This window comes from Pseudochelatococcus sp. G4_1912 (assembly GCF_047501465.1).
Classification (GTDB): Bacteria; Pseudomonadota; Alphaproteobacteria; order Rhizobiales; family Beijerinckiaceae; genus Pseudochelatococcus.
The window spans coordinates 1,549,168-1,569,775 of the sequence record NZ_JAZDRL010000001.1 but is presented as its reverse complement, the minus strand read 5'-3'; the positions used below and the strand labels follow the sequence as shown (position 1 = coordinate 1,569,775).

The 20,608-nt window shown below is 53.9% G+C and carries 14 protein-coding genes; 2 read left to right on the top strand and 12 right to left on the bottom strand.

Translation table 11 applies throughout. The features are described from left to right. Window positions 1–3: 3 nt before the first annotated feature. Genes VRZ32_RS07000 through rph form a run of 3 tightly spaced genes read right to left on the bottom strand, consistent with a single transcriptional unit; the run spans window position 4 to window position 2,529 of the window. On the bottom strand, window positions 4–1,140 hold the full coding sequence (locus VRZ32_RS07000) for an acyltransferase family protein (RefSeq protein WP_414524950.1): 1,137 nt from the start codon (window positions 1,138–1,140) through the stop codon (window positions 4–6). A gap of 49 nt (window positions 1,141–1,189) precedes the next feature. Next, complete coding sequence (rdgB, locus tag VRZ32_RS06995) at window positions 1,190–1,816, bottom strand: RdgB/HAM1 family non-canonical purine NTP pyrophosphatase (RefSeq protein WP_414524949.1); 627 nt, start codon at window positions 1,814–1,816, stop codon at window positions 1,190–1,192. Further along, window positions 1,816–2,529 (bottom strand): ribonuclease PH, encoded by a 714-nt coding sequence (gene rph, locus VRZ32_RS06990; protein ID WP_414525071.1) that lies wholly within the window; start codon window positions 2,527–2,529, stop codon window positions 1,816–1,818. The genes rdgB and rph overlap by 1 nt, the downstream gene beginning before the upstream one ends. 182 nt (window positions 2,530–2,711) lie before the next feature. Here rph and hrcA point away from each other — a divergent pair, with 182 nt between their 5' ends. Next, window positions 2,712–3,806 (top strand): heat-inducible transcriptional repressor HrcA, encoded by a 1,095-nt coding sequence (gene hrcA / locus VRZ32_RS06985; RefSeq protein ID WP_414524948.1) that lies wholly within the window; start codon window positions 2,712–2,714, stop codon window positions 3,804–3,806. A gap of 2 nt (window positions 3,807–3,808) precedes the next feature. Here hrcA and VRZ32_RS06980 read toward each other — a convergent pair whose 3' ends face one another. Continuing rightward, window positions 3,809–4,807, bottom strand: coding sequence for a GNAT family N-acetyltransferase (locus tag VRZ32_RS06980; RefSeq protein WP_414524947.1), 999 nt, complete (start codon window positions 4,805–4,807; stop codon window positions 3,809–3,811). 248 nt (window positions 4,808–5,055) lie between these two features. On the opposite strand from VRZ32_RS06980, the gene hrpB reads away from it, so the two are divergent. Then, complete coding sequence (hrpB, locus tag VRZ32_RS06975; protein ID WP_414524946.1) at window positions 5,056–7,578, top strand: ATP-dependent helicase HrpB; 2,523 nt, start codon at window positions 5,056–5,058, stop codon at window positions 7,576–7,578. Between the two features lie 213 nt (window positions 7,579–7,791). On the opposite strand, the gene rpoC is transcribed toward hrpB, so the two are convergent. From rpoC to secE, 8 genes are all read right to left on the bottom strand, one after another. Next, the gene (gene rpoC / locus VRZ32_RS06970; protein ID WP_414524945.1) at window positions 7,792–12,021 is read right to left on the bottom strand and encodes a DNA-directed RNA polymerase subunit beta'; all 4,230 of its coding nucleotides are present in this window, start codon (window positions 12,019–12,021) and stop codon (window positions 7,792–7,794) included. Between the two features lie 178 nt (window positions 12,022–12,199). Further along, window positions 12,200–16,321 carry a DNA-directed RNA polymerase subunit beta gene (rpoB, locus tag VRZ32_RS06965; RefSeq protein ID WP_414524944.1) on the bottom strand — a complete coding sequence of 1,374 codons (4,122 nt, stop codon included), beginning with the start codon at window positions 16,319–16,321 and terminating at the stop codon, window positions 12,200–12,202. A gap of 377 nt (window positions 16,322–16,698) precedes the next feature. Next, a complete protein-coding gene (rplL, locus tag VRZ32_RS06960; RefSeq protein ID WP_414524943.1) occupies window positions 16,699–17,073 on the bottom strand; it encodes a 50S ribosomal protein L7/L12 in 375 nt (124 codons plus the stop codon). Window positions 17,074–17,120: 47 nt separating this feature from the next. Next, window positions 17,121–17,636 (bottom strand): 50S ribosomal protein L10, encoded by a 516-nt coding sequence (rplJ, locus tag VRZ32_RS06955; RefSeq protein WP_414525070.1) that lies wholly within the window; start codon window positions 17,634–17,636, stop codon window positions 17,121–17,123. 504 nt (window positions 17,637–18,140) lie between these two features. Continuing rightward, complete coding sequence (rplA, locus tag VRZ32_RS06950; protein ID WP_414524942.1) at window positions 18,141–18,842, bottom strand: 50S ribosomal protein L1; 702 nt, start codon at window positions 18,840–18,842, stop codon at window positions 18,141–18,143. Window positions 18,843–18,852: 10 nt separating this feature from the next. Beyond that, a complete protein-coding gene (gene rplK, locus VRZ32_RS06945) occupies window positions 18,853–19,284 on the bottom strand; it encodes a 50S ribosomal protein L11 (protein ID WP_414524941.1) in 432 nt (143 codons plus the stop codon). A 208-nt stretch (window positions 19,285–19,492) separates the two neighbouring features. Then, a complete protein-coding gene (nusG, locus tag VRZ32_RS06940) occupies window positions 19,493–20,026 on the bottom strand; it encodes a transcription termination/antitermination protein NusG (protein ID WP_414524940.1) in 534 nt (177 codons plus the stop codon). A gap of 89 nt (window positions 20,027–20,115) precedes the next feature. Then, window positions 20,116–20,310 carry a preprotein translocase subunit SecE gene (gene secE / locus VRZ32_RS06935; RefSeq protein WP_414524939.1) on the bottom strand — a complete coding sequence of 65 codons (195 nt, stop codon included), beginning with the start codon at window positions 20,308–20,310 and terminating at the stop codon, window positions 20,116–20,118. Window positions 20,311–20,608: the final 298 nt, after the last annotated feature.

Sequence of the window (20,608 nt, the reverse complement as noted above, 5' to 3'; positions counted from 1 at the left end):
GGCTTATGTAACAGCATTTTGCGCGACTTCAATGCTGCGCGGCGCATCATCACGATAAGTGCGTCGGATCCAGCGCCGTGCGGGTTCTTCGATCCCGTAATATCCAAGCGCGGAAATAGCAACGAGAAGCACAAACGCAACGATCGCCAAGATATAATTATTGGCCAAAATAGGCATCGTGCTAACAACTTCGGCATGGTTATACAGCAGGAACAAAATCACCAGCGCTTGGAATGAGTAGAAGCAATAACTGATCTTACCAAGCCACACGAACAAACTGCTGGATAGTAATGCCGCGATAGCACCTTTGCTGTTAGCCAATGAGAAAATTGCAAAAGCGATTACCGGCAATACGACCCAGTTATGGCCCACATAGAGGGGCATCCACTGCCCAGCTATCCCTATATATATAGGCAAGATCGCAATGAGCGCTGCCTGAACAATCACGCCCAGACGATATGCATGGCCTCGACGTATCAGAAGCAACATGCATACGCCGATTAGGAACTCTGGCAACCGAAAAATCGGCATCGAATAGAATATGGCGTTAAAGGGCGCATCGAACAATGCCACAGCAAGCCCCGGAAAAACTGCCAAAAACCAGCATACTGCCGCCGCAATACACAAGCCTTTTGCCGACAATTGTTTTAACTGCGGCAAGAAGAACGGCAGCATCAGGTAGCAGAATGCCTCGACCGAGATAGACCAGCTAGCGCCATTATTCCACAAACTGAAGAATTGTTGAAACCACGCCTGAATTAACAGGATGTTGGCAGTGATCAGTAGCCCTAACTGTCCAATCCCACGCGACAGATCAGCCCACGAGCCATCACCAAAACTGATGCCAATCCACGGCACTGTCACAAGCGCTGCAGCAACATAAATTGGATAGATTCTGGCAAAGCGGTTGGTGAGATAATTCTTCAATGAGCTGCATCCATCGGCATATCGATAAGCAAGCACAAAACCCGACAGCATGAAAAACAAACTCATGCCGATAGCGCCTTGCCCAAGGATATTATTCAGGAACGGGTCATTAGCGAGCGGCCAGCGAATGTGGATGTGAAACAAAAACACATAAAATGCAGCGACAAAGCGCAGTCCAGTCAGTGGTAGAATTTCTTGCTCAATTTTTAACATCAGTCACTCAATCACTGCACTAATCAGCCGTAAAACTGCACTTCGCCGCTTATGGCAGAAGCGCCTGAGAAAGCTTCTTAAACGCCCGCGCTCGATGCGAAAGGCCATCGCCTTGCAAGCGGCCGTGCTTTTCCTCAGATGTCATCTCGCCGAAAGTAGTTTCGTGACCATCTGGACGGAAGATGGGATCGTAGCCAAAGCCATTCGTGCCACGCTCCGGAAACACGAGTGTGCCATACACGCGCCCTTCAAATAATTCCTCATGCCCATCTGGCCATGCAACGACCAGCGCTGACACAAAGTGAGCACGACGATCCGCATCAGACATTGCCCCGCGCACAACAAGCTCGCGCTCGATACGGCTGATGGCAGCCCTGAAATCCTTTTCAGGCCCCGCCCAACGTGCAGAAAAGATGCCTGGTGCGCAGTCAAGCGCTGCAACGCATAAGCCCGAATCATCAGCAAAAGCTGGCAGCCCCGTAGCCTGTGCGGCTGCATGGGCCTTGATCGCAGCGTTTTCAGCGAATGTGGTGCCGGTTTCATCCGGTTCCGGCAGATTGAGCTCGGCCGCCGATACCACTTCGATGTTGAAGGGCGTGAGAAGCTCACGCATCTCCCGCAACTTGCCCGGATTATGCGAAGCGACAACCAGTCGCCCCTCAAGCTTGCGCGCCATTATGCCACCGCCATCTTCTGAAGCTCAACCAGCCGTGATGTACCAGCCTTAGCCATTGCGAGCATTTGTATAAGCTCTGCTTCACTAAACGGCACACCTTCTGCCGTGCCCTGCACCTCAACGATACCGCCAGCGCCTGTCAGCACGAAGTTGGAATCCGTCTCCGCAGCAGAATCCTCCAGGTAATCGAGATCAAGAACTGGCTGGCCCTTGTAGATGCCACAAGAAACTGCCGCGACATGATCTTTCAGCGGCTTGGCCGAGAGCATTGCGCGTGCCTTCATCCATTCAAGGCAATCATGCAACGCCACCCATGCGCCGGTGATCGCAGCTGTACGTGTACCACCATCGGCCTGCAGCACATCGCAATCCACCACGATCTGACGCTCACCAATAGCATGCAAGTCGACAACGGCCCGCAAACTGCGACCGATCAAGCGCTGGATTTCCTGCGTGCGGCCTGAAGGCTTGCCGGATGTCACCTCGCGACGTGTGCGCTCCATCGTGGCGCGAGGCAGCATGGAGTACTCTGCCGTGACCCAACCGCGTCCCTGCCCGCGCAGCCATGGTGGTGCGCGCTCTTCAAGTGAGGCGGTGCACAGTACATGCGTCTCACCGAACTTCACGAGGCACGAGCCCTCAGCATAGCGCGCGACAGCACGTTCCAGCGTAACCTTGCGCATCTCGTCTGAGGCGCGTTTTGATGGGCGAATAACGGTGCTCACGACCTTGTCCTTACATAATGAATTGCTGACCGGCTTGTAGCATCTGATGCGCGTGCGACAAGCCCAATCGCGCTTTGACATGAAAAACACGCGTATTGAGGCAAATCCGGCACGTCTCGCTCTTGCAGCGCAAACCTTCATGGCCATAATCATGTGATGGTGAGAATTTTATGAGTACTCCGTATCATCCATTCAGAAGCCCGGACAGCGCGCGTCTGCTCGCAGATCTCGATGAGCGCTCGCGCGAAATATTCCGGCGGGTTGTTGAAGGATATCTTGCCACCGGGGAGCCGGTTGGTTCGCGCAATCTCGCGCGCATTCTGCCAATCTCCCTGTCATCAGCCTCCATCCGAAATGTTATGTCGGATCTGGAGCGCGAGGGCTTGCTATATGCCCCCCACACCAGTGCGGGGCGCATGCCAACCGAGCGTGGCCTTCGGTTTTTCGTCGATGCCATGTTGGAGATTGGCGACCTCGATGCAGATGAAACGCGCCGTATCGAAGCGCAAGTCGCTGCGGCTGCAACCAACGCCTCACTTGATAATGTATTGTCTGAAGCAACCGCTATGCTTTCCGGCCTTACGCGTGGGGCCGGCGTGGTGGTAACCGGCAAGCAGAACCCGCAGCTGAAACACATTGAGTTTGTGCGCCTCGATCCCACCCATGCGCTCGTAGTGCTGGTGGGCGAGGATGGCGGCGTGGAGAATCGCCTGCTTGATCTACCACCCGGCCTGCCCTCAAGCGCGCTAATCGAAGCTGGCAATTTTCTCAACGCCCGCATTCGCGGCCTCACATTGGGCGAGTTGCGTACGCAAGTAGAAGAACGCCGCTCCAGCATGGAAGAAGAGGTCGATGCCCTCGTGTCCACGCTTATTGATGCAGGACTCGCGGTTAGCGTCGGCCCAAAAGACGGACGTCAGCTCATTGTACGCGGCCAGGCTAATTTGCTTGAGAACCTCAAGGCAACAGAAGACCTTGAGCGCATCCGGCTGCTTTTTGCTGATCTGGAAACGCAGAAGGATGTCATTGATCTGCTATCGCGCGCAGAAGGTGGTGAAGGTGTGCGCATTTTCATCGGTTCGGAAAACAAATTATTTTCGCTTTCCGGTTCTTCAATGATCGCAGCGCCTTTCCGCGATTCTACACAGACAATCCTGGGTGTTGTCGGCGTGATCGGCCCAACACGCCTCAATTACTCACGCATCGTGCCGATGGTAGATTACACCGCCCGCGTGGTGTCACGCATCCTTGAGCGTGGGCGATAAAATCAGCCGCTCTTGCGGCTCACCATCGCCCCGAAATGCCCAATATAACGCGGATTGATTGCTTTAACCGGCAGCATGACAAGCACATCCGTGGTGCCGAATTGCCGATCGATCACAGCACCTTCGCCAATCGAACCACCTAGACGCAGATAGCCTTTGATCAATGGCGGCAAGCTGTGCAACGCTGCTTTAGCATCGATGGAATCTTTACTCATAAGACCCATTCCCACAAAACGATCCGGTAGCGCCTTGACGTTCCACTCTTCCGGAGAGCGCGCAAAGTGATGCAGGAAGCTGAGCGGCAGCGCCATTGCGGCCGGATCAGTGCCCTCAAGGCTTGCACAGCCGAACATCACATCAATGCGGTGATGTTGCACATAAGTCCAGATGCCTTGCCAAAGCAGCTCAACTGTCCGCTTGTTACGGTATGGCTTCAGCACACATGAACGGCCAAGCTCAAGAAATCGCAGATTCGGATTCGCCTGGATCAGCGGCTTAACATCAAATTCGCTGGCAGTATAAAAGCCGAAGAACCTATCTGCCACCTCCTGCCGGAGCAAGCGGTAGGTGCCGACAACCTTGGGCTTGTACGCACGAAAAGCTTTGCGCGGTCCATCGTGATCAAGCACCAGCAAGTGATCGCAGATGGCATCGAAATGATCCATATCGCGCTGCGCCAGTCGGCAAGCCGCATTGGGCACTGCTGACATTTCATTATAGAACACGCGATAGCGTAAACGCTGAGCCTGACGAACCTCACGCTTGGTGGTCGCGAGTCGCACTTCGAGTGAACCGATGCGCCCCAGAACAGGATCGAGGCCACTTGTATCGAGCGACTCACCTTTCGAAGCTGCACCAAAACGGCTGTTCTGCACCCATCCCCACGCTTTCGGATTGGCCCATGCACTGGGTTGCAAAAAAGCTGGCACACGGCCAGCGGGTTGAATCGCGGTGGCGACATCGGGCATCCTGCCCTTTTTGTGTAATGGATAGTTTGTCATCCTGCCCCTCACCGCGCCGTTTGAACCAACCAATTGTGCTCGCCCATGGCCCTTAGCGTCAATCGCGGTTAATATGAACCCGCTTTAGTAATTTGATACGGTATTAAACTTGTCTGCATAAACCTGCAGCAGATATTTGACTTGATACCATGAAATCAGGGCATTAGGGACTCGAACCGCCTCTTCCCCTCATAAAAAGCATAGGCATTAGACAGTTCGATGACAATGGTAACGCCAATTCAATTGCCATGCATGATAGTGCACATGATTCGACAGCCTCCGAACCCATGATTATCAGCCCCTCATCGTTGCCAATTGAAGCTGTTCTCGCACCATTGCAGGATGCACTTGCGCGCACCCCAAACGCTGTGCTCGTCGCGCCTCCGGGAGCAGGCAAAACCACACGCGTGCCATTAGCGCTTCTGGATGCAGAATGGGGCAATGGCGGCAAGATCATTATGCTTGAACCACGCCGCCTTGCAGCCCAGGGCGCAGCTCAACGCATGGCAGAAATCCTAAAAGAAGAAGTGGGTGAGACTGTCGGCCTACGTGTTCGGCTTGGGTCGAAAATCAGTGCACGCACCCGCATCGAGGTCGTCACAGAGGGCGTATTCGCCCGCATGATCCTTGATGATCCAGAGTTGACTGGCATTGCTGCTGTGATCTTCGATGAGTTTCACGAACGCTCCCTTGATGCTGATTTCGGTCTTGCCCTTGCCCTCGACGCACAGGCCGGATTGCGCGAGGATTTGCGTATTCTCGTGATGTCAGCAACTCTCGACGGCGCCCGTGTTGCAACATTACTCGCCAATGAGGAAAAACCAGCGCCCGTGATTGAAGCGCAAGGCCGCGCCTTCCCGGTCGAAACGCGGTACATAGGCCGCGACCCAAGCAAGCGTTTGGAAGAAGATGTCGTTGCAGCCATTCGCACGGCACTTAAGGACGAAACAGGCTCAATTCTCGTGTTCCTGCCCGGACAAGGAGAAATTCGACGCACCGAAACGCTCTTACGCGAGCGGCTCACAGCAACTGCTGCCAGTGGGCAAGCTGTGGATATCGCGCCGCTTTATGGCCAACTGGACCGCGCAGCACAAAACCTCGCAATTTTGCCAAGCCCTCCAGGGCAGCGTAAAATTGTGCTTGCCACCACAATTGCTGAAACATCACTAACGATTGAAGGTGTGCGGGTTGTTATCGATGCGGGCCTTACGCGTGTTCCCCGCTTCGAGCCCGACATCGGTATCACGCGCCTTGAAACCGTGCGTACCTCACGCGCGGCTTCCGACCAGCGCCGTGGCCGCGCAGGACGCACTGAGCCCGGCGTGTGCTTGCGTTTATGGGAGGAAGCGGCAAACGGCGCATTAGCGCCTTTCTCAACGCCGGAAATTCTCTCCGCTGATCTCGCTCCAATGCTTTTGGACTGCGCAGCCTGGGGCGTGGATGATCCCGCAAAACTATCCTTTCTAGATTCCCCGCCAGCTGCAGCCATCATAGAGGCGCGCCGCCTATTGCAATCTATCAATGCGCTTGATGCCAACAATCGCATCACAGAACTAGGCTCTGCACTGCAAGCGCTACCCTTGCCGCCACGTCTCGCTCGGATGATTGTGGAAGCGCGCCGTACCGGTGATAGTGCTCGCGCGGCGGAAATCGCAGCCGTTCTTGTTGAGCGCGGCCTTGGCGGCAATGCGATTGATTTGAGTGAGCGTATCACTCAGTTCCGCCGTGATCGTTCATCCCGTGCCAATGACATGCGGCGCCTGGCACGAAACTGGGGTGGACCAAACGGCACACGCGAAGAGCCAATAGGCCCCTTGCTCGCACTCGCATTTCCGGATCGCATTGCCAAAGCACGCGGCCGGGATGGCGCTTACATTCTCGCCAATGGTCGCGGTGCAAGGCTTGATCCCAGCGATCGGCTGGCCCGCGAGCCTTTCCTTGCAGTAGCCGAAATTGTCGGCTCCGCCGCTTCAGCCCGCATTGTTTCTGCCGCAGCAATTACGCTGGAAGAAATTGAACGGGGCGCGGGATCGCGCATTACAGAAGCAACGGAAACCATCTTCGACAATAGCGCCAAAGCTTTGCGCAGCCGATATATCCGCCGGCTAGGTGCCATTGTTCTGGAGCAACGCCCCTTACCTACTCCCACAGACGATAATTCTGCCCGCGCCCTTGCCCAGGGTATCGCTTCACTTGGTATTGTAAATCTGCCGTGGAGCAAAGCACTTACCCAATGGCGCACGCGTGTGATGTTCCTGCGTGAAGCCGACAGCGAGAGTGCACTCTGGCCAGATCTTTCAGATGAAGCCCTGATATCCGCAATTGAAACGTGGCTGGCACCTTATCTAACAGGTTATACATCACTAGCGGATATCAGTGCTGACATCCTCGATACCGCTCTTAAAGCAATGTTGCCTTGGGATACCCAACAAACATTAGAACGTGATGCACCAACTCATTTCACCGCACCTACAGGCTCTCGCATCCCTGTGGATTACTCTGGGGACAATCCCTCTATCGCCGTGCGCGTACAGGAACTGTTTGGCCTCAGCGAGCACCCCACCCTGGCACATGGGCGTATAGCACTAACCTTGGAACTTCTATCGCCAGCGCATCGGCCAATTCAGATTACGCGTGACCTCCCCGGCTTTTGGCAGGGTTCATGGGCCGGCGTGAGGGCAGATATGCGCGGCCGGTATCCCAAGCACGTTTGGCCTGAAGAGCCCGCAAAGGCAGTTGCGACAGCACGCGCAAAACCACGCGGAACCTAGAGCTGTTTGCATTCTGTTGCCGGTCAACTTTAATGCAGGTGGCCGGACGATATAAAAATTAAAATGTAGCGCTGATCCATCAAAACCGCACTGTAGAGCAGCTATCTTCAACTTCCCGCATAATTTTAATCACAACATGCCAAATAAAAAACCGCCCGCAACTATCAAGTTGCGGGCGGTTTTTTACTGTTTCAACTGATCAGCTATGGGCGATCAGATATCGGGCTGAGGCTCCGAGAGCGACGGCACCGCTTCAAAGACCGCTGGCTCCGCCACCGTGCGCGCAGCTGCCTTTGCAGCAATGCTGCTTTCTTGTGCGCGCTGGCCAAGGATGAGCTCATCGCGACGGGTTGCGATTTCGCGCAACTTCGTAGCGATGGCACCCGTACCAGCCGGGATCAGACTGCCGACGATGACATTTTCCTTAAGGCCTTCCAGCGTGTCCGATTTGCCGTTGACAGCAGCTTCGGTAAGCACTCGGGTAGTCTCTTGGAACGATGCCGCCGAGATGAACGACTTCGTCTGCAAGCTCGCCTTGGTGATACCAAGAAGTACTGGCGTACCCTCAGCAGGCTTCTTGTTCTCGGCAATGAGCCTTTCGTTCACATCGCGGAAATCGGTGCGATCGACTTGCTCACCCTGCAGGAACTCGGAATCGCCTGGTTCGGTGATATCAATTTTCTGCAGCATCTGGCGAACAATCACCTCGATGTGCTTATCGTTGATATGCACGCCTTGCAGGCGGTAGACTTCCTGGATCTCGTTCACGAGATAGGCAGCCAACTCTTCCACACCCTTAATGGCAAGGATGTCGTGCGGCGCAGGGTTGCCGTCAACAATGAAGTCACCAACCTCGATGACGTCGCCATCCTGCAGATGGATGTGCTTACCCTTCGGGATCAGGTACTCAACTGCTTCCGATCCGTCATGCGGCGTCAGTGTCAAGCGGCGCTTGTTCTTGTAATCGCGACCAAACTGGATCGTACCCGACTTCTCGGCGATGATCGCAGCATCCTTCGGACGACGTGCTTCGAACAACTCAGCAACGCGTGGCAGACCACCCGTGATATCGCGCGTTTTGGCGCTTTCCAGCGGAATACGCGCGAGCGCGTCACCTGCCTTGACCTTCGTGCCTGGATCAACAGCAATAATGCCGTCGACTGGCAGGAGGTAGCGTGCTTCACCGCCGCGGGCCAGCTTGGCAATCTTGCCGTCTGGTCCAAGGATGACGATAGCTGGACGCAAATCAGCCGTACGGGCTGAACCACGCCAGTCAATCACAACACGCTTAGCGATACCAGTTGCCTCATCGATGCTTTCAGACATCGACATATTTTCGAGCAGATCTTCGAACGCAATCGTACCATCAATCTCAGTCAGCACAGGGCGGGTATAGGGATCCCATTCCGCCACACGCTGACCACGCTTGATCTGATCACCATCATCAACCTTCAGACGCGAGCCGTACTGCACACGGTGCACAGCGCGCTCCTTGCCATCCGGTCCAAGGATCATAACACCAACGTTACGGCCCATAACAACGAGATCGCCATCAGAGTTGCGAGCCACGTTGCGGTTACGCAACTTGATCTCACCCTCGAAGTTCGTCTCCAGGAATGACTGGTCAGCAATTGTTGCCGCACCACCAATATGGAAGGTACGCATTGTCAGCTGCGTACCTGGTTCACCGATAGACTGAGCAGCGATAACACCGACAGCTTCACCGTGGTTAACAGGCGTACCACGTGCCAGGTCACGACCATAACAGGTAGCGCAAACGCCATTGCGTGACGCACAGGTCAGCACTGAACGAATCTTCACCTGCTGGATACCCGCAGCGTTAATCGCCGCAATATCCTTCTCCTCGATCATCACGCCCATTGGCACGATAACGTTGCCCGCTGGATCGATCAGATCCTCACCAGCTGTACGGCCCAGAATACGCGAAGCAAGTGTTGCCACGATCTGACCCGCATCAACGATAGCACGCATCGAAATGCCACGGTCGGAACCGCAATCTGTTTCACGGATTACAGCATCCTGAGCCACATCGACAAGACGACGTGTCAGGTAACCAGAGTTAGCGGTCTTCAACGCGGTATCAGCAAGACCCTTACGAGCACCGTGAGTGGAGTTGAAGTACTCAAGAACATCAAGACCTTCCTTGAAGTTCGAGATAATTGGACTTTCAATGATCTCACCCGACGGCTTCGCCATCAGACCACGCATTGCGGCAAGCTGCTTCATCTGCGCAGGCGAACCACGAGCACCGGAGTGCGCCATCATATAGATCGAGTTTACTGGCTTGTCGCGACCGTTTTCATCTTTTTGAACGGTAGAAATACGCGCCATCATTTCGCCAGCAAGCTTGTCCGAGCACTTCGCCCAGGCATCGACAACCTTATTATATTTTTCACCCTGGGTAATCAGACCATCATTGTACTGCTGCTCATAGTCCTTCACCAGAACGCGGGTATGATCAACGATCTCCCACTTGTTTTCCGGGATAACCATGTCGTCCTTGCCGAACGAGATGCCTGCCTTAAACGCGTGATAGAAACCCAGTGACATAATGCGATCGCAGAAAATCACTGATTCCTTCTGTCCGCAGTTACGGTAGACGGCATCAATCATTCCCGAGATTTCTTTCTTGGTCATCAGTTTATTGACGACATCGAAAGTGATTTTCGGATGCTTGGGCAGCAGACGTGAAAGAAACACGCGACCAGGCGTGGTCTCGTAGATTTTCGATATGCTCGCACCATTCTCATCAACCCCGATCCAACGATAACGGATCTTGGTATGATAAGTGATAACACCTGCATTAAGCGCGTGCTCGATCTCATCCTGATCCGCATAGGCCTTACCCTGACCTGGCTCGCCATCCGCCAGAATCGAAAGGTAGTAAAGCCCCAACACCATATCCTGCGATGGCACAATAATCGGCTGACCATTTGCAGGATGCAGAATGTTGTTCGTCGACATCATCAACACACGTGCTTCCAACTGCGCTTCAAGCGACAGAGGAACGTGCACAGCCATCTGGTCACCGTCGAAGTCGGCGTTAAAAGCCGAGCAAACAAGCGGATGCAACTGGATGGCCTTGCCTTCAATCAACACAGGCTCAAACGCCTGAATGCCTAGACGGTGCAATGTTGGCGCGCGGTTAAGCATCACGGGATGCTCACGGATAACCTCATCGAGGATATCCCAAACTTCCGGTTTTTCCTTCTCAACAAGCTTCTTGGCCTGTTTAACGGTTGCAGACAGTCCCTTGGCATCGAGCCGTGCATAGATGAACGGCTTGAACAGCTCAAGCGCCATCTTCTTCGGCAAGCCGCACTGATGCAGCTTCATTTCAGGACCGACCACGATCACCGAACGACCAGAATAGTCGACTCGCTTACCGAGAAGGTTTTGACGGAAGCGCCCCTGCTTACCCTTCAGCATATCCGCAAGCGACTTAAGCGGACGCTTGTTGGCACCTGTGATAACGCGACCGCGCCGACCGTTATCGAACAATGCATCAACCGATTCCTGAAGCATACGCTTCTCGTTACGGATAATAATATCCGGCGCACGTAGCTCAATGAGGCGCTTGAGGCGGTTGTTACGGTTGATAACACGACGATAAAGGTCGTTCAGATCAGACGTCGCAAAGCGACCGCCATCCAACGGCACGAGTGGACGCAGGTCCGGTGGAATGACGGGCACAACCGTCATGATCATCCACTCTGGCTTGTTGCCAGATAGTTGGAACGCCTCAATGATTTTGAGACGCTTCATCAACCTCTTAGGCTTCAGCTCGGACGTGGTTGTAGCAATCTCTTCCTTGATTTCAATAGCAGTTTTTTCAAGGTCAAGAGCGCGCAGAATTTCACGGATTGCTTCAGCGCCAATCTGAGCGGTAAAGCTATCATCGCCATATTCTTCTTGCGCACGCATAAACTCCTCTTCGGTCAACAGCTGATGCATCTTGAGAGGCGTCAGGCCGGGCTCAAGCACAACATATGACTCGAAATAAAGAATACGCTCAAGATCCTTCAGCGTCATATCGAGCAACAGACCGATACGCGACGGAAGAGACTTTAGGAACCAGATATGGGCAACAGGGGCAGCCAGCTCGATGTGACCCATGCGTTCACGCCGAACGCGCGCAAGCGTGACCTCGACCCCACACTTCTCACAGATAACGCCCTTATATTTCATACGCTTGTACTTACCGCACAAGCACTCATAGTCCTTAATAGGACCGAAGATGCGGGCGCAGAACAAGCCGTCACGCTCAGGTTTGAACGTGCGGTAGTTAATGGTCTCCGGCTTTTTGATCTCACCGTAGGACCATGACAGAATCTTTTCAGGGCTCGCGATCGAGATCTTGATCTGATCGAAAGTCTGCGCGGGAGCCTGAGTATTGAAGAGATTCATCACCTCTTGATTCATCGCCGTCTCCTCAAGTCTGCGTGACCCCCATTCCCTCGGGTAGGTCCCGCCGGCATCAGCCCTGCCGCCTGCAGCGCGATGCCTGAAAATCCAAATACACCAGCGACACCCGGCCATTTTATGGCCGGATGCCGCCTTGATCTTTAAAGTCGCCGATCAGCGCAGATGCGCCAGCCGATCACTCAGCTGCCTCTGCTGGAAAATCGTCTTCAGGCGCGTGCTTGGAGGACAGTAGCTCCACATTCAGCCCCAGAGACCGCATTTCCTTCACAAGCACGTTAAAGCTTTCGGGCACGCCAGACTCGAACGTATCGTCGCCACGTACGATTGCCTCATACACCTTCGTACGGCCAGCTACGTCATCCGACTTCACTGTCAGCATTTCCTGCAGGGTGTACGCTGCGCCATAAGCTTCAAGCGCCCACACCTCCATTTCACCAAAGCGCTGGCCACCGAACTGCGCCTTACCACCCAACGGTTGCTGGGTTACAAGCGAGTATGGACCAATTGAACGAGCGTGGATTTTGTCGTCAACAAGGTGGTGCAACTTGAGCATATAAATAATGCCCATCGTTACCTTGCGATCAAACTCTTCACCCGTACGTCCATCATAGAGCGTTGACTGACCAGAGGTATCAAGTCCAGCTTCTTCAAGCATACGCTCGATGTCGCTTTCCTTTGCACCGTCAAACACAGGCGTTGCAATCGGCACACCACGGCGAAGACTTTCACCCAGTTCAACAAGGTCCTCAGGCAACACATCATCAGATACGGCATTCTCACCGTATACTTCATTTAGCGCCTGCTTGAGCGGTGCAAGTTCATGAGCACGCCGGTAAGCATCAACTGCCCGACCGATCTGTTGACCGATGTTGGCACATGCCCAGCCCATATGAGTCTCAAGGATTTGCCCAACGTTCATGCGGCTAGGCACACCTAATGGATTGAGCACGATATCGGCATGCGTACCATCAGCAAGGAACGGCATGTCTTCGATCGGAACGATACGCGACACAACACCCTTGTTACCATGACGGCCAGCCATCTTATCACCAGGCTGAATTTTGCGCTTCACAGCAACGAAGACTTTGACCATCTTCATCACGCCTGGCGGCAATTCATCACCACGCTGAAGCTTTTCAACCTTATCAAGGAAACGCTGTTCCAGGCGCTTCTTGGATTCGTCGTATTGCTTGCGCATGGCTTCAAGCTCAGCCGTCACCGCATCATCAGCAACAGCAAACTGCCACCACTGCGAACGCGGCACGTCAGCTAGCACCTGCCGGTCAAGATGCGTGTCTTTCTTAAAGCCTTTCGGGCCCGCAATCGCCGTTTGACCAACAAGCACGTCCACAAGACGCGCATATGCATTGCGATCAAGAATCGCCTGCTCGTCATCACGGTCCTTTGCAAGACGCTCAATCTCTTCGCGTTCGATCGCCTGAGCGCGCTCGTCTTTATCAATGCCATGACGATTGAACACACGCACTTCAACAATCGTTCCAGTAACGCCAGGCGGCACACGCAACGATGTATCACGAACGTCAGATGCCTTTTCACCGAAGATAGCTCGTAAAAGCTTCTCTTCCGGTGTCATGGGACTTTCGCCCTTTGGCGTAATCTTGCCAACGAGAATATCGCCAGCCTGCACTTCAGCACCGATGTAAACGATACCTGCCTCATCAAGATTCTTGAGAGCCTCTTCCGATACATTCGGGATATCGCGTGTTATTTCCTCAGGGCCAAGCTTCGTATCACGCGCAGCGACTTCAAACTCCTCGATGTGGATCGAAGTGAACACGTCTTCTTTCACGATGCGCTCAGACAGTAGAATAGAGTCTTCGTAGTTGTAACCATTCCATGGCATAAACGCGACAAGCACGTTGCGACCAAGCGCCAACTCACCAAACTCAGTCGATGGACCATCCGCAACAATTTCGCCCTTTGCAACGAAATCACCAACCTTCACAAGTGGGCGCTGATTAATGCAAGTTGACTGGTTTGAACGTTGGAACTTCATCAAACGATAGATATCGACACCCGACTTTGTTGGATCGAGATCTTCTGTCGCACGAATAACGATACGTGTGGCATCCACCTGATCGACGATACCCGTGCGCCGTGCCGCTATGGCTGCACCAGAATCTCGTGCAACAACGGCTTCCATGCCCGTACCAACGAATGGCGCATCTGCCTTCACAAGCGGAACAGCCTGACGTTGCATGTTCGAGCCCATCAGGGCGCGGTTAGCGTCATCATTCTCAAGGAACGGAATAAGCGCCGCCGCAACAGAGACAAGCTGCTTAGGCGAAACGTCCATATAATCGACGCGTTCGGGTGGCACCACAACCACATCACCGGCCTGCCGACAAACAACGAGATCTTCGATCAATTGGCCATCGGCATCAATTTCCGCATTGGCCTGCGCCACTGCGTACTTCATTTCCTCGGTAGCCGAGAGGTAATTTACCTCATTGGTTACCTTACCATTATTTACCTTCCGATAAGGCGCCTCAATAAAGCCGTACTTATTCACGCGCGCAAAAGTTGCGAGCGAGTTGATGAGGCCAATATTCGGACCTTCCGGTGTCTCAATTGGGCAGATTCGACCATAATGCGTGGGATGCACGTCACGAACTTCAAAACCTGCACGTTCGCGGGTCAGACCGCCAGGTCCAAGTGCCGAGAGTCGACGCTTATGCGTGACTTCGGAAAGTGGATTGGTCTGGTCCATAAACTGCGAAAGCTGTGAGGAGCCAAAGAACTCACGTACCGCCGCAGCAGCAGGCTTAGCATTAATCAGATCCTGCGGCATTACTGTATCGATATCGACGGATGACATGCGCTCCTTGATGGCGCGCTCCATACGCAAGAGACCCAAACGATACTGGTTCTCCATCAATTCGCCAACCGAACGCACACGACGGTTACCGAGATGGTCGATATCATCAATCTCACCGCGACCGTCACGGAGACCGACTAACGCCTTCACAACAGCCAGCATATCCTCACGACGGAGCGTACGCGTTGTGTCCGGCGCATCCAGATCAAGACGCATATTCATCTTGACACGGCCAACGGCCGAGAGATCATAACGTTCAGCATCAAAGAACAGCGAATGGAACATAGCCTCTGCCGTGTCCAGCGTAGGCGGTTCGCCAGGACGCATCACGCGATAAATATCAAACAGAGCCGTGTCACGTGAAGTATTCTTGTCTAGCGCAAGTGTATTACGGATGTAGGGGCCAATATTGACGTGGTTAATGTCAAGAACAGGAATCTCATGCACACCGGCTTCGGTGAGCTCCAGCAGCACCTTCTCGGTGATCTCATCGCCTGCCTCGGCATAGATTTCACCTGTTTCCAGATTAACAAGATCTTCGCCAATGTATTGACCAAAAAGATCTTCGTCTGCTGCACGCAGGGATTTAACACCAGATTCTACCAATTGGCGCGCTGCACGCACCGTAAGCTTCTTACCTGCTTCCAGCACAACTTCACCGGAATCAGCATCGATTACATCGACCGTAGCCTTGAAACCTTTGAAACGGCTTGGATCAAAAGGCATACGCCAACCAAGCTCGTCCTTGGTGTAAGACAGCTTATCATAGAAAGTATTGAGGATTTCCTCACTGTCTAAGCCAAGCGAGTACAGAAGTGTCGTGACAGGCAGTTTACGGCGGCGATCAATACGCGCGTATACGATATCCTTAGCGTCAAACTCGATATCGAGCCAAGAACCACGATAAGGAATGATACGTGCTGCAAACAAAATTTTGCCAGATGAGTGCGTCTTACCGCGATCATGGTCAAAAAACACGCCTGGTGAACGATGCATTTGCGAAACGATCACACGCTCGGTGCCGTTCACAATGAAGGTGCCATTGTCAGTCATGAGCGGCATATCGCCCATGTAGACATCCTGCTCTTTAATATCCTTCACAGAACGTGCGCCGGTATCTTCGTCCACATCAAACACAATCAGACGCAGCGTCACCTTAAGCGGTGCGGAATATGTCATGCCACGCTGGCGGCACTCGTCCACATCATACTTTGGAGGCTCAAACGTATATTTCACGAACTCGAGCAGCGACGTGCTGGAAAAGTCCGAAATCGGGAATACCGATTTGAAAACGGACTGCAGACCTTCATCAGGCCGCCCGCCTTCGGGCTCATCGATCAACAGAAACTGGTCATAGGACGCCTTCTGAACCTCAATGAGGTTCGGCATCTCGGCAACTTCCCGGATTTTGCCAAAGAACTTGCGGATACGCTTCCGGCTTGTGATCGTCTGGGCCATGTGGACTCTTGCTCCTCAACGCACGCCTGACCAGGCGGTCCTCACTTGTGCCGGTCCCCGCTTATGCGAGGGGCGTCCTTTGAGAAGGCCGCCTGGTCAGCCGGGCCGCTTTCCCGCGGCAGGGTCAATGAACGGTTCCGCCGTTCACGGCCGAAAAGTGCTCTCATCACGATGACAGCCCTTCGGACGACGACGCGGCCCCGGGAGAAACTCCCCCGGAACCGCAAGGTCTCTAAGTTCGAATAACGGTATCTCTTCGCAAGACTTCATCAAGCCTATATCAATGGCCGATATTATTGGCCTGAACCGAATTGACGGTCCGCAGAATAAAACACCGCATCTGGTGAGCCAATCTAAGCCCACCGCATTCGAATATCTTACTTAAGTTCGATCTTCGCGCCGACCTTCTCAAGCTGCTCTTTCAGCTTGTTGGCCTCATCCTTCGTCACGCCTTCCTTGAGAGGCTTAGGAGCGCCCTCAACGAGGTCCTTTGCTTCCTTCAGGCCGAGACCGGTGATTGCACGGACTTCCTTAATGACTTCGATCTTCTTGTCGCCAGCCGAAGCCAGAACAACCGTAAATTCGGTCTGCTCTTCAGCAGCAGCCGCTGCGCCAGCGCCAGGAGCTGCAGCAACAGCAACAGCCGCAGCAGCAGAAACGCCCCACTTTTCTTCGAGAAGCTTTGCAAGCTCAGCAGCCTCAAGCACGGTCAGGCTCGACAGTTCGTCGACAAGCTTGGTCAAATCAGCCATGATAAAATTTCCTGTATCGGTTCGTCAGTTATATAGGGTAATCGGCCTTAAGCCGCATCTCGATTGGCATAAGCTCCAAAAACGCGAGCCACCTTGGCGGCAGGCGCGTTGACAACTTGAGCGATCTTCGTCGCAGGAGCCTGAACAAGGCCCACGAGCTTGGCGCGCAATTCGTCGAGTGACGGCAGCGCAGCAAGCGCCTTCACACCGTCCACATTCAGAGCGGTTGAACCCGACGCGCCACCTAGAATGACAAGCTTGTCATTCGTCTTGGCGAAGTCGGCAACAACCTTAGCCGCTGCAATCGGGTCGCTGGAATAAGCCAGCAGCGTTGGCCCCTGAAGAAGAGGCGCGATCCCGGCAACGTCAGTGCCTTCGAGAGCGATTTTGGCGATACGGTTCTTAGCGACCTGCACGCTGGCACCGGCCTGCTTGGCATCCTTGCGGAGCTTCTGCAGTTCGGCAACCCTCAGGCCGGCATAATGAGCAACAACGATAACGCCGGAGGTGTTAAACACCTCACCTAGCATCGTTGCAAGCTCGGCTTTTGCCGTTCTATCCACGGGGCTCTCTCCAATAAACGGGTCAGCAAAAGCCTTCCCGCCAGCTACACATGCCACTCTTGCGATGCCGATACCCAAAAGCCCGACACCGAAGAACGGCGCTTGCGAGCCCTGTCCCCGAACCACGACATATGCCGCAGATCGGATGCGAAGGTACGAACCGATTCCACTTCCACTAGAAAAACCTAGCGTCTACTGACATCAGCCTTACCCGTCTATGCAGGCCTCTTGGCGAAATTAGACCAAACGATAAACGCTCGGCACCTGCAGTCTTGGACAGGACACCGACAGCCCCCGGACGCCTAAAAGCGCATCCAAAGCCTGTCGTCCTACCGATCTATGATCGGAATTCTAAACACATTTGACCCAGCTCGCTGAATCAATGAGTTCATGTATCCCTCTCGCGTTTAAAACGCAAGAAGGTTAAAGGTGGCATTTGTCGTTTTTTATCTACATCACTATTTTTTGTTGCAGATTCCAAATGCCACCCTCATATTTCATGAATTATGCCGTAACAAGAACCGATGCTGGCTCAACCTTAACACCAGGCCCCATCGTCGACGATATCGCAATGCGCTGGATATAGGTGCCCTTGGAACCTGATGGCTTAGCCTTGGCAACTGAATCAGCAAAAGCCCGGATATTCTCGATCAGCTTCTGCTCATCAAACGAGACCTTGCCAATGCCAGCATGGATAATACCAGCCTTCTCGACGCGAAATTCAACAGCACCGCCCTTAGCAGCCTCAACTGCAGCAGCGACATCCATTGTCACGGTTCCGACCTTGGGATTAGGCATCAGACCACGGGGGCCAAGCACCTTACCAAGACGGCCAACCAGCGGCATCATGTCAGGCGTTGCAATGCAACGGTCAAAATTGATGTTGCCGCCCTGAATCTGCTCCAAGAGATCCTCAGCGCCCACAACATCAGCGCCAGCCTTCTTCGCCTCATCAGCCTTCGGGCCACGCGCGAAAACAGCCACGCGCACCGTACGGCCAGAGCCGTTAGGGAGCTGGCAAACGCCACGGACCATCTGGTCAGCATGACGAGGGTCAACACCAAGGTTCATAGCGATTTCGACAGTTTCGTCGAACTTTGCTGTTGCACGTTCCTTGATCGCCTTAACGGCTGCATCAAGCGTGTAAAGCTTCTTGCGGTCGATGCCTTCGCGAGAGGCGACGACGCGTTTTCCAACATGTGCCATTCGTGCCCCCTTAGCCTACAACCTCGATGCCCATAGAACGAGCAGAGCCTTCGATCATCGTCGCAGCAGCCTCAAGCGTATCAGTATTGAGGTCAACAAGCTTTACCTGCGCGATCTCAAGGATCTGCGCCTTCGTCACCTTGCCAGCGTATCCGCCCTTGCCGGGTGTCTTCGACGCGCTCTTAAGACCTGCAGCCTTCTTGAGATAGAAGGAAACTGGTGGCTGCTTCATTTCGAAGGTGAAGGAGCGGTCCTGATAAGCGGTGATGATCACCGGAATCGGAGTACCCTTCTCCATCTGCGCCGTCTTAGCGTTAAACGCCTTGCAGAATTCCATGATATTAAGGCCGCGCTGACCAAGCGCTGGACCAATCGGCGGCGACGGATTAGCCGCGCCCGCCGGAACCTGAAGCTTCACGTAACCCGTGATCTTCTTTGCCATGATGGCTGCTCCCAAACAGAACGACAACCGGAATGCCCGGCTGTCACAGTTGCAGTCCGCGGTGGGATCCGAACTCCCGGCTGGCTGGCCAGGCGGATCTCCCGCGTTGGTGAATCGTTATGAATCAAACGAAGGCGGTTCCATACAGCAACCAACCTTCACATGCAAGTGAGACGCCTTCTGAAAATCGTTTCAGGCATCAACAATGTCAGATCTTGGCGACCTGACCATACTCAAGCTCAACAGGAGTTGCGCGACCGAAGATTGAAACGGCCACCTTAAGGCGGGCGCGCGCGTCGTCGACCTCTTCCACAATTCCGTTGAACGATGCAAATGGCCCATCGGACACACGCACCTGCTCGCCAACCTCGAAACTGATCGAAGGCTTTGGATGTTCAACGCCCTCAGCCACCTGCCCTTTAATCCGTTCTGCCTCATGGTCAGGGATCGGAAGAGGCTTCGATTTGTCAGCCCCCAAAAAGCCCGTGACCTTCGGTGTGTTCTTGATCAAATGGTAGACATCATCCGTCAGGTCGCACTTCACCAGCACATACCCCGGAAAAAACTTGCGCTCGGTATCCACCTTACGGCCGCGTCGCACTTCGACGACTTTCTCAGTGGGCACCAGAATTTCGTCGAACTTGTCCTCAAGCCCACGCTGCTCTGCCTGATCACGAAGCGACTGAGCGACCTTGTTCTCAAAATTCGAATAGGCGTGGACAATGTACCAACGCTTGGACATCAACAACTCTCCCCATGATCCAGCACACAAGGGCGACTAGACCAGATAACCCGCTAATAGAATGATTGCATCAGACGCATCAATGCGTCTCAGCGGAGCCCAAGCACCGCGCCGATGCCCAGCTGAATCAACTGGTCAACGATGAAAAAGAAAATACACGCCACAAGCACCATGACGAAAACCATCGCCGTCGTGACCAATGTTTCCTTGCGGGTTGGCCACGTCACCTTCTTCGTTTCGGCACGGACCTGCTGAAGGAATTCGACCGGATTCGTCTTCGCCATCGTTGCTCCAATAGGCCTGCGTACAGGCCATCCTCGTTCTTTGAGGCCCATTCCCAGGCCACTTCAATCACCGCCAGCGGATGCAAGCGCGATAAACATCAACGGACACACCGTTATGCCGCCGGCACAAATCCATTAGGCGGAAACGAAAATCCGCCCCCCCCTCAACCTGCACGATGCCAATCCAAAGCGAATCGACTTCAACTGAAAGCGAGAGCTCTCCTTAAAAGCCAGCACAAAGCATGCCTGCACCGGAGACAGCGCAGACATGAACGCACTCTCCATAATTGTCCACAGC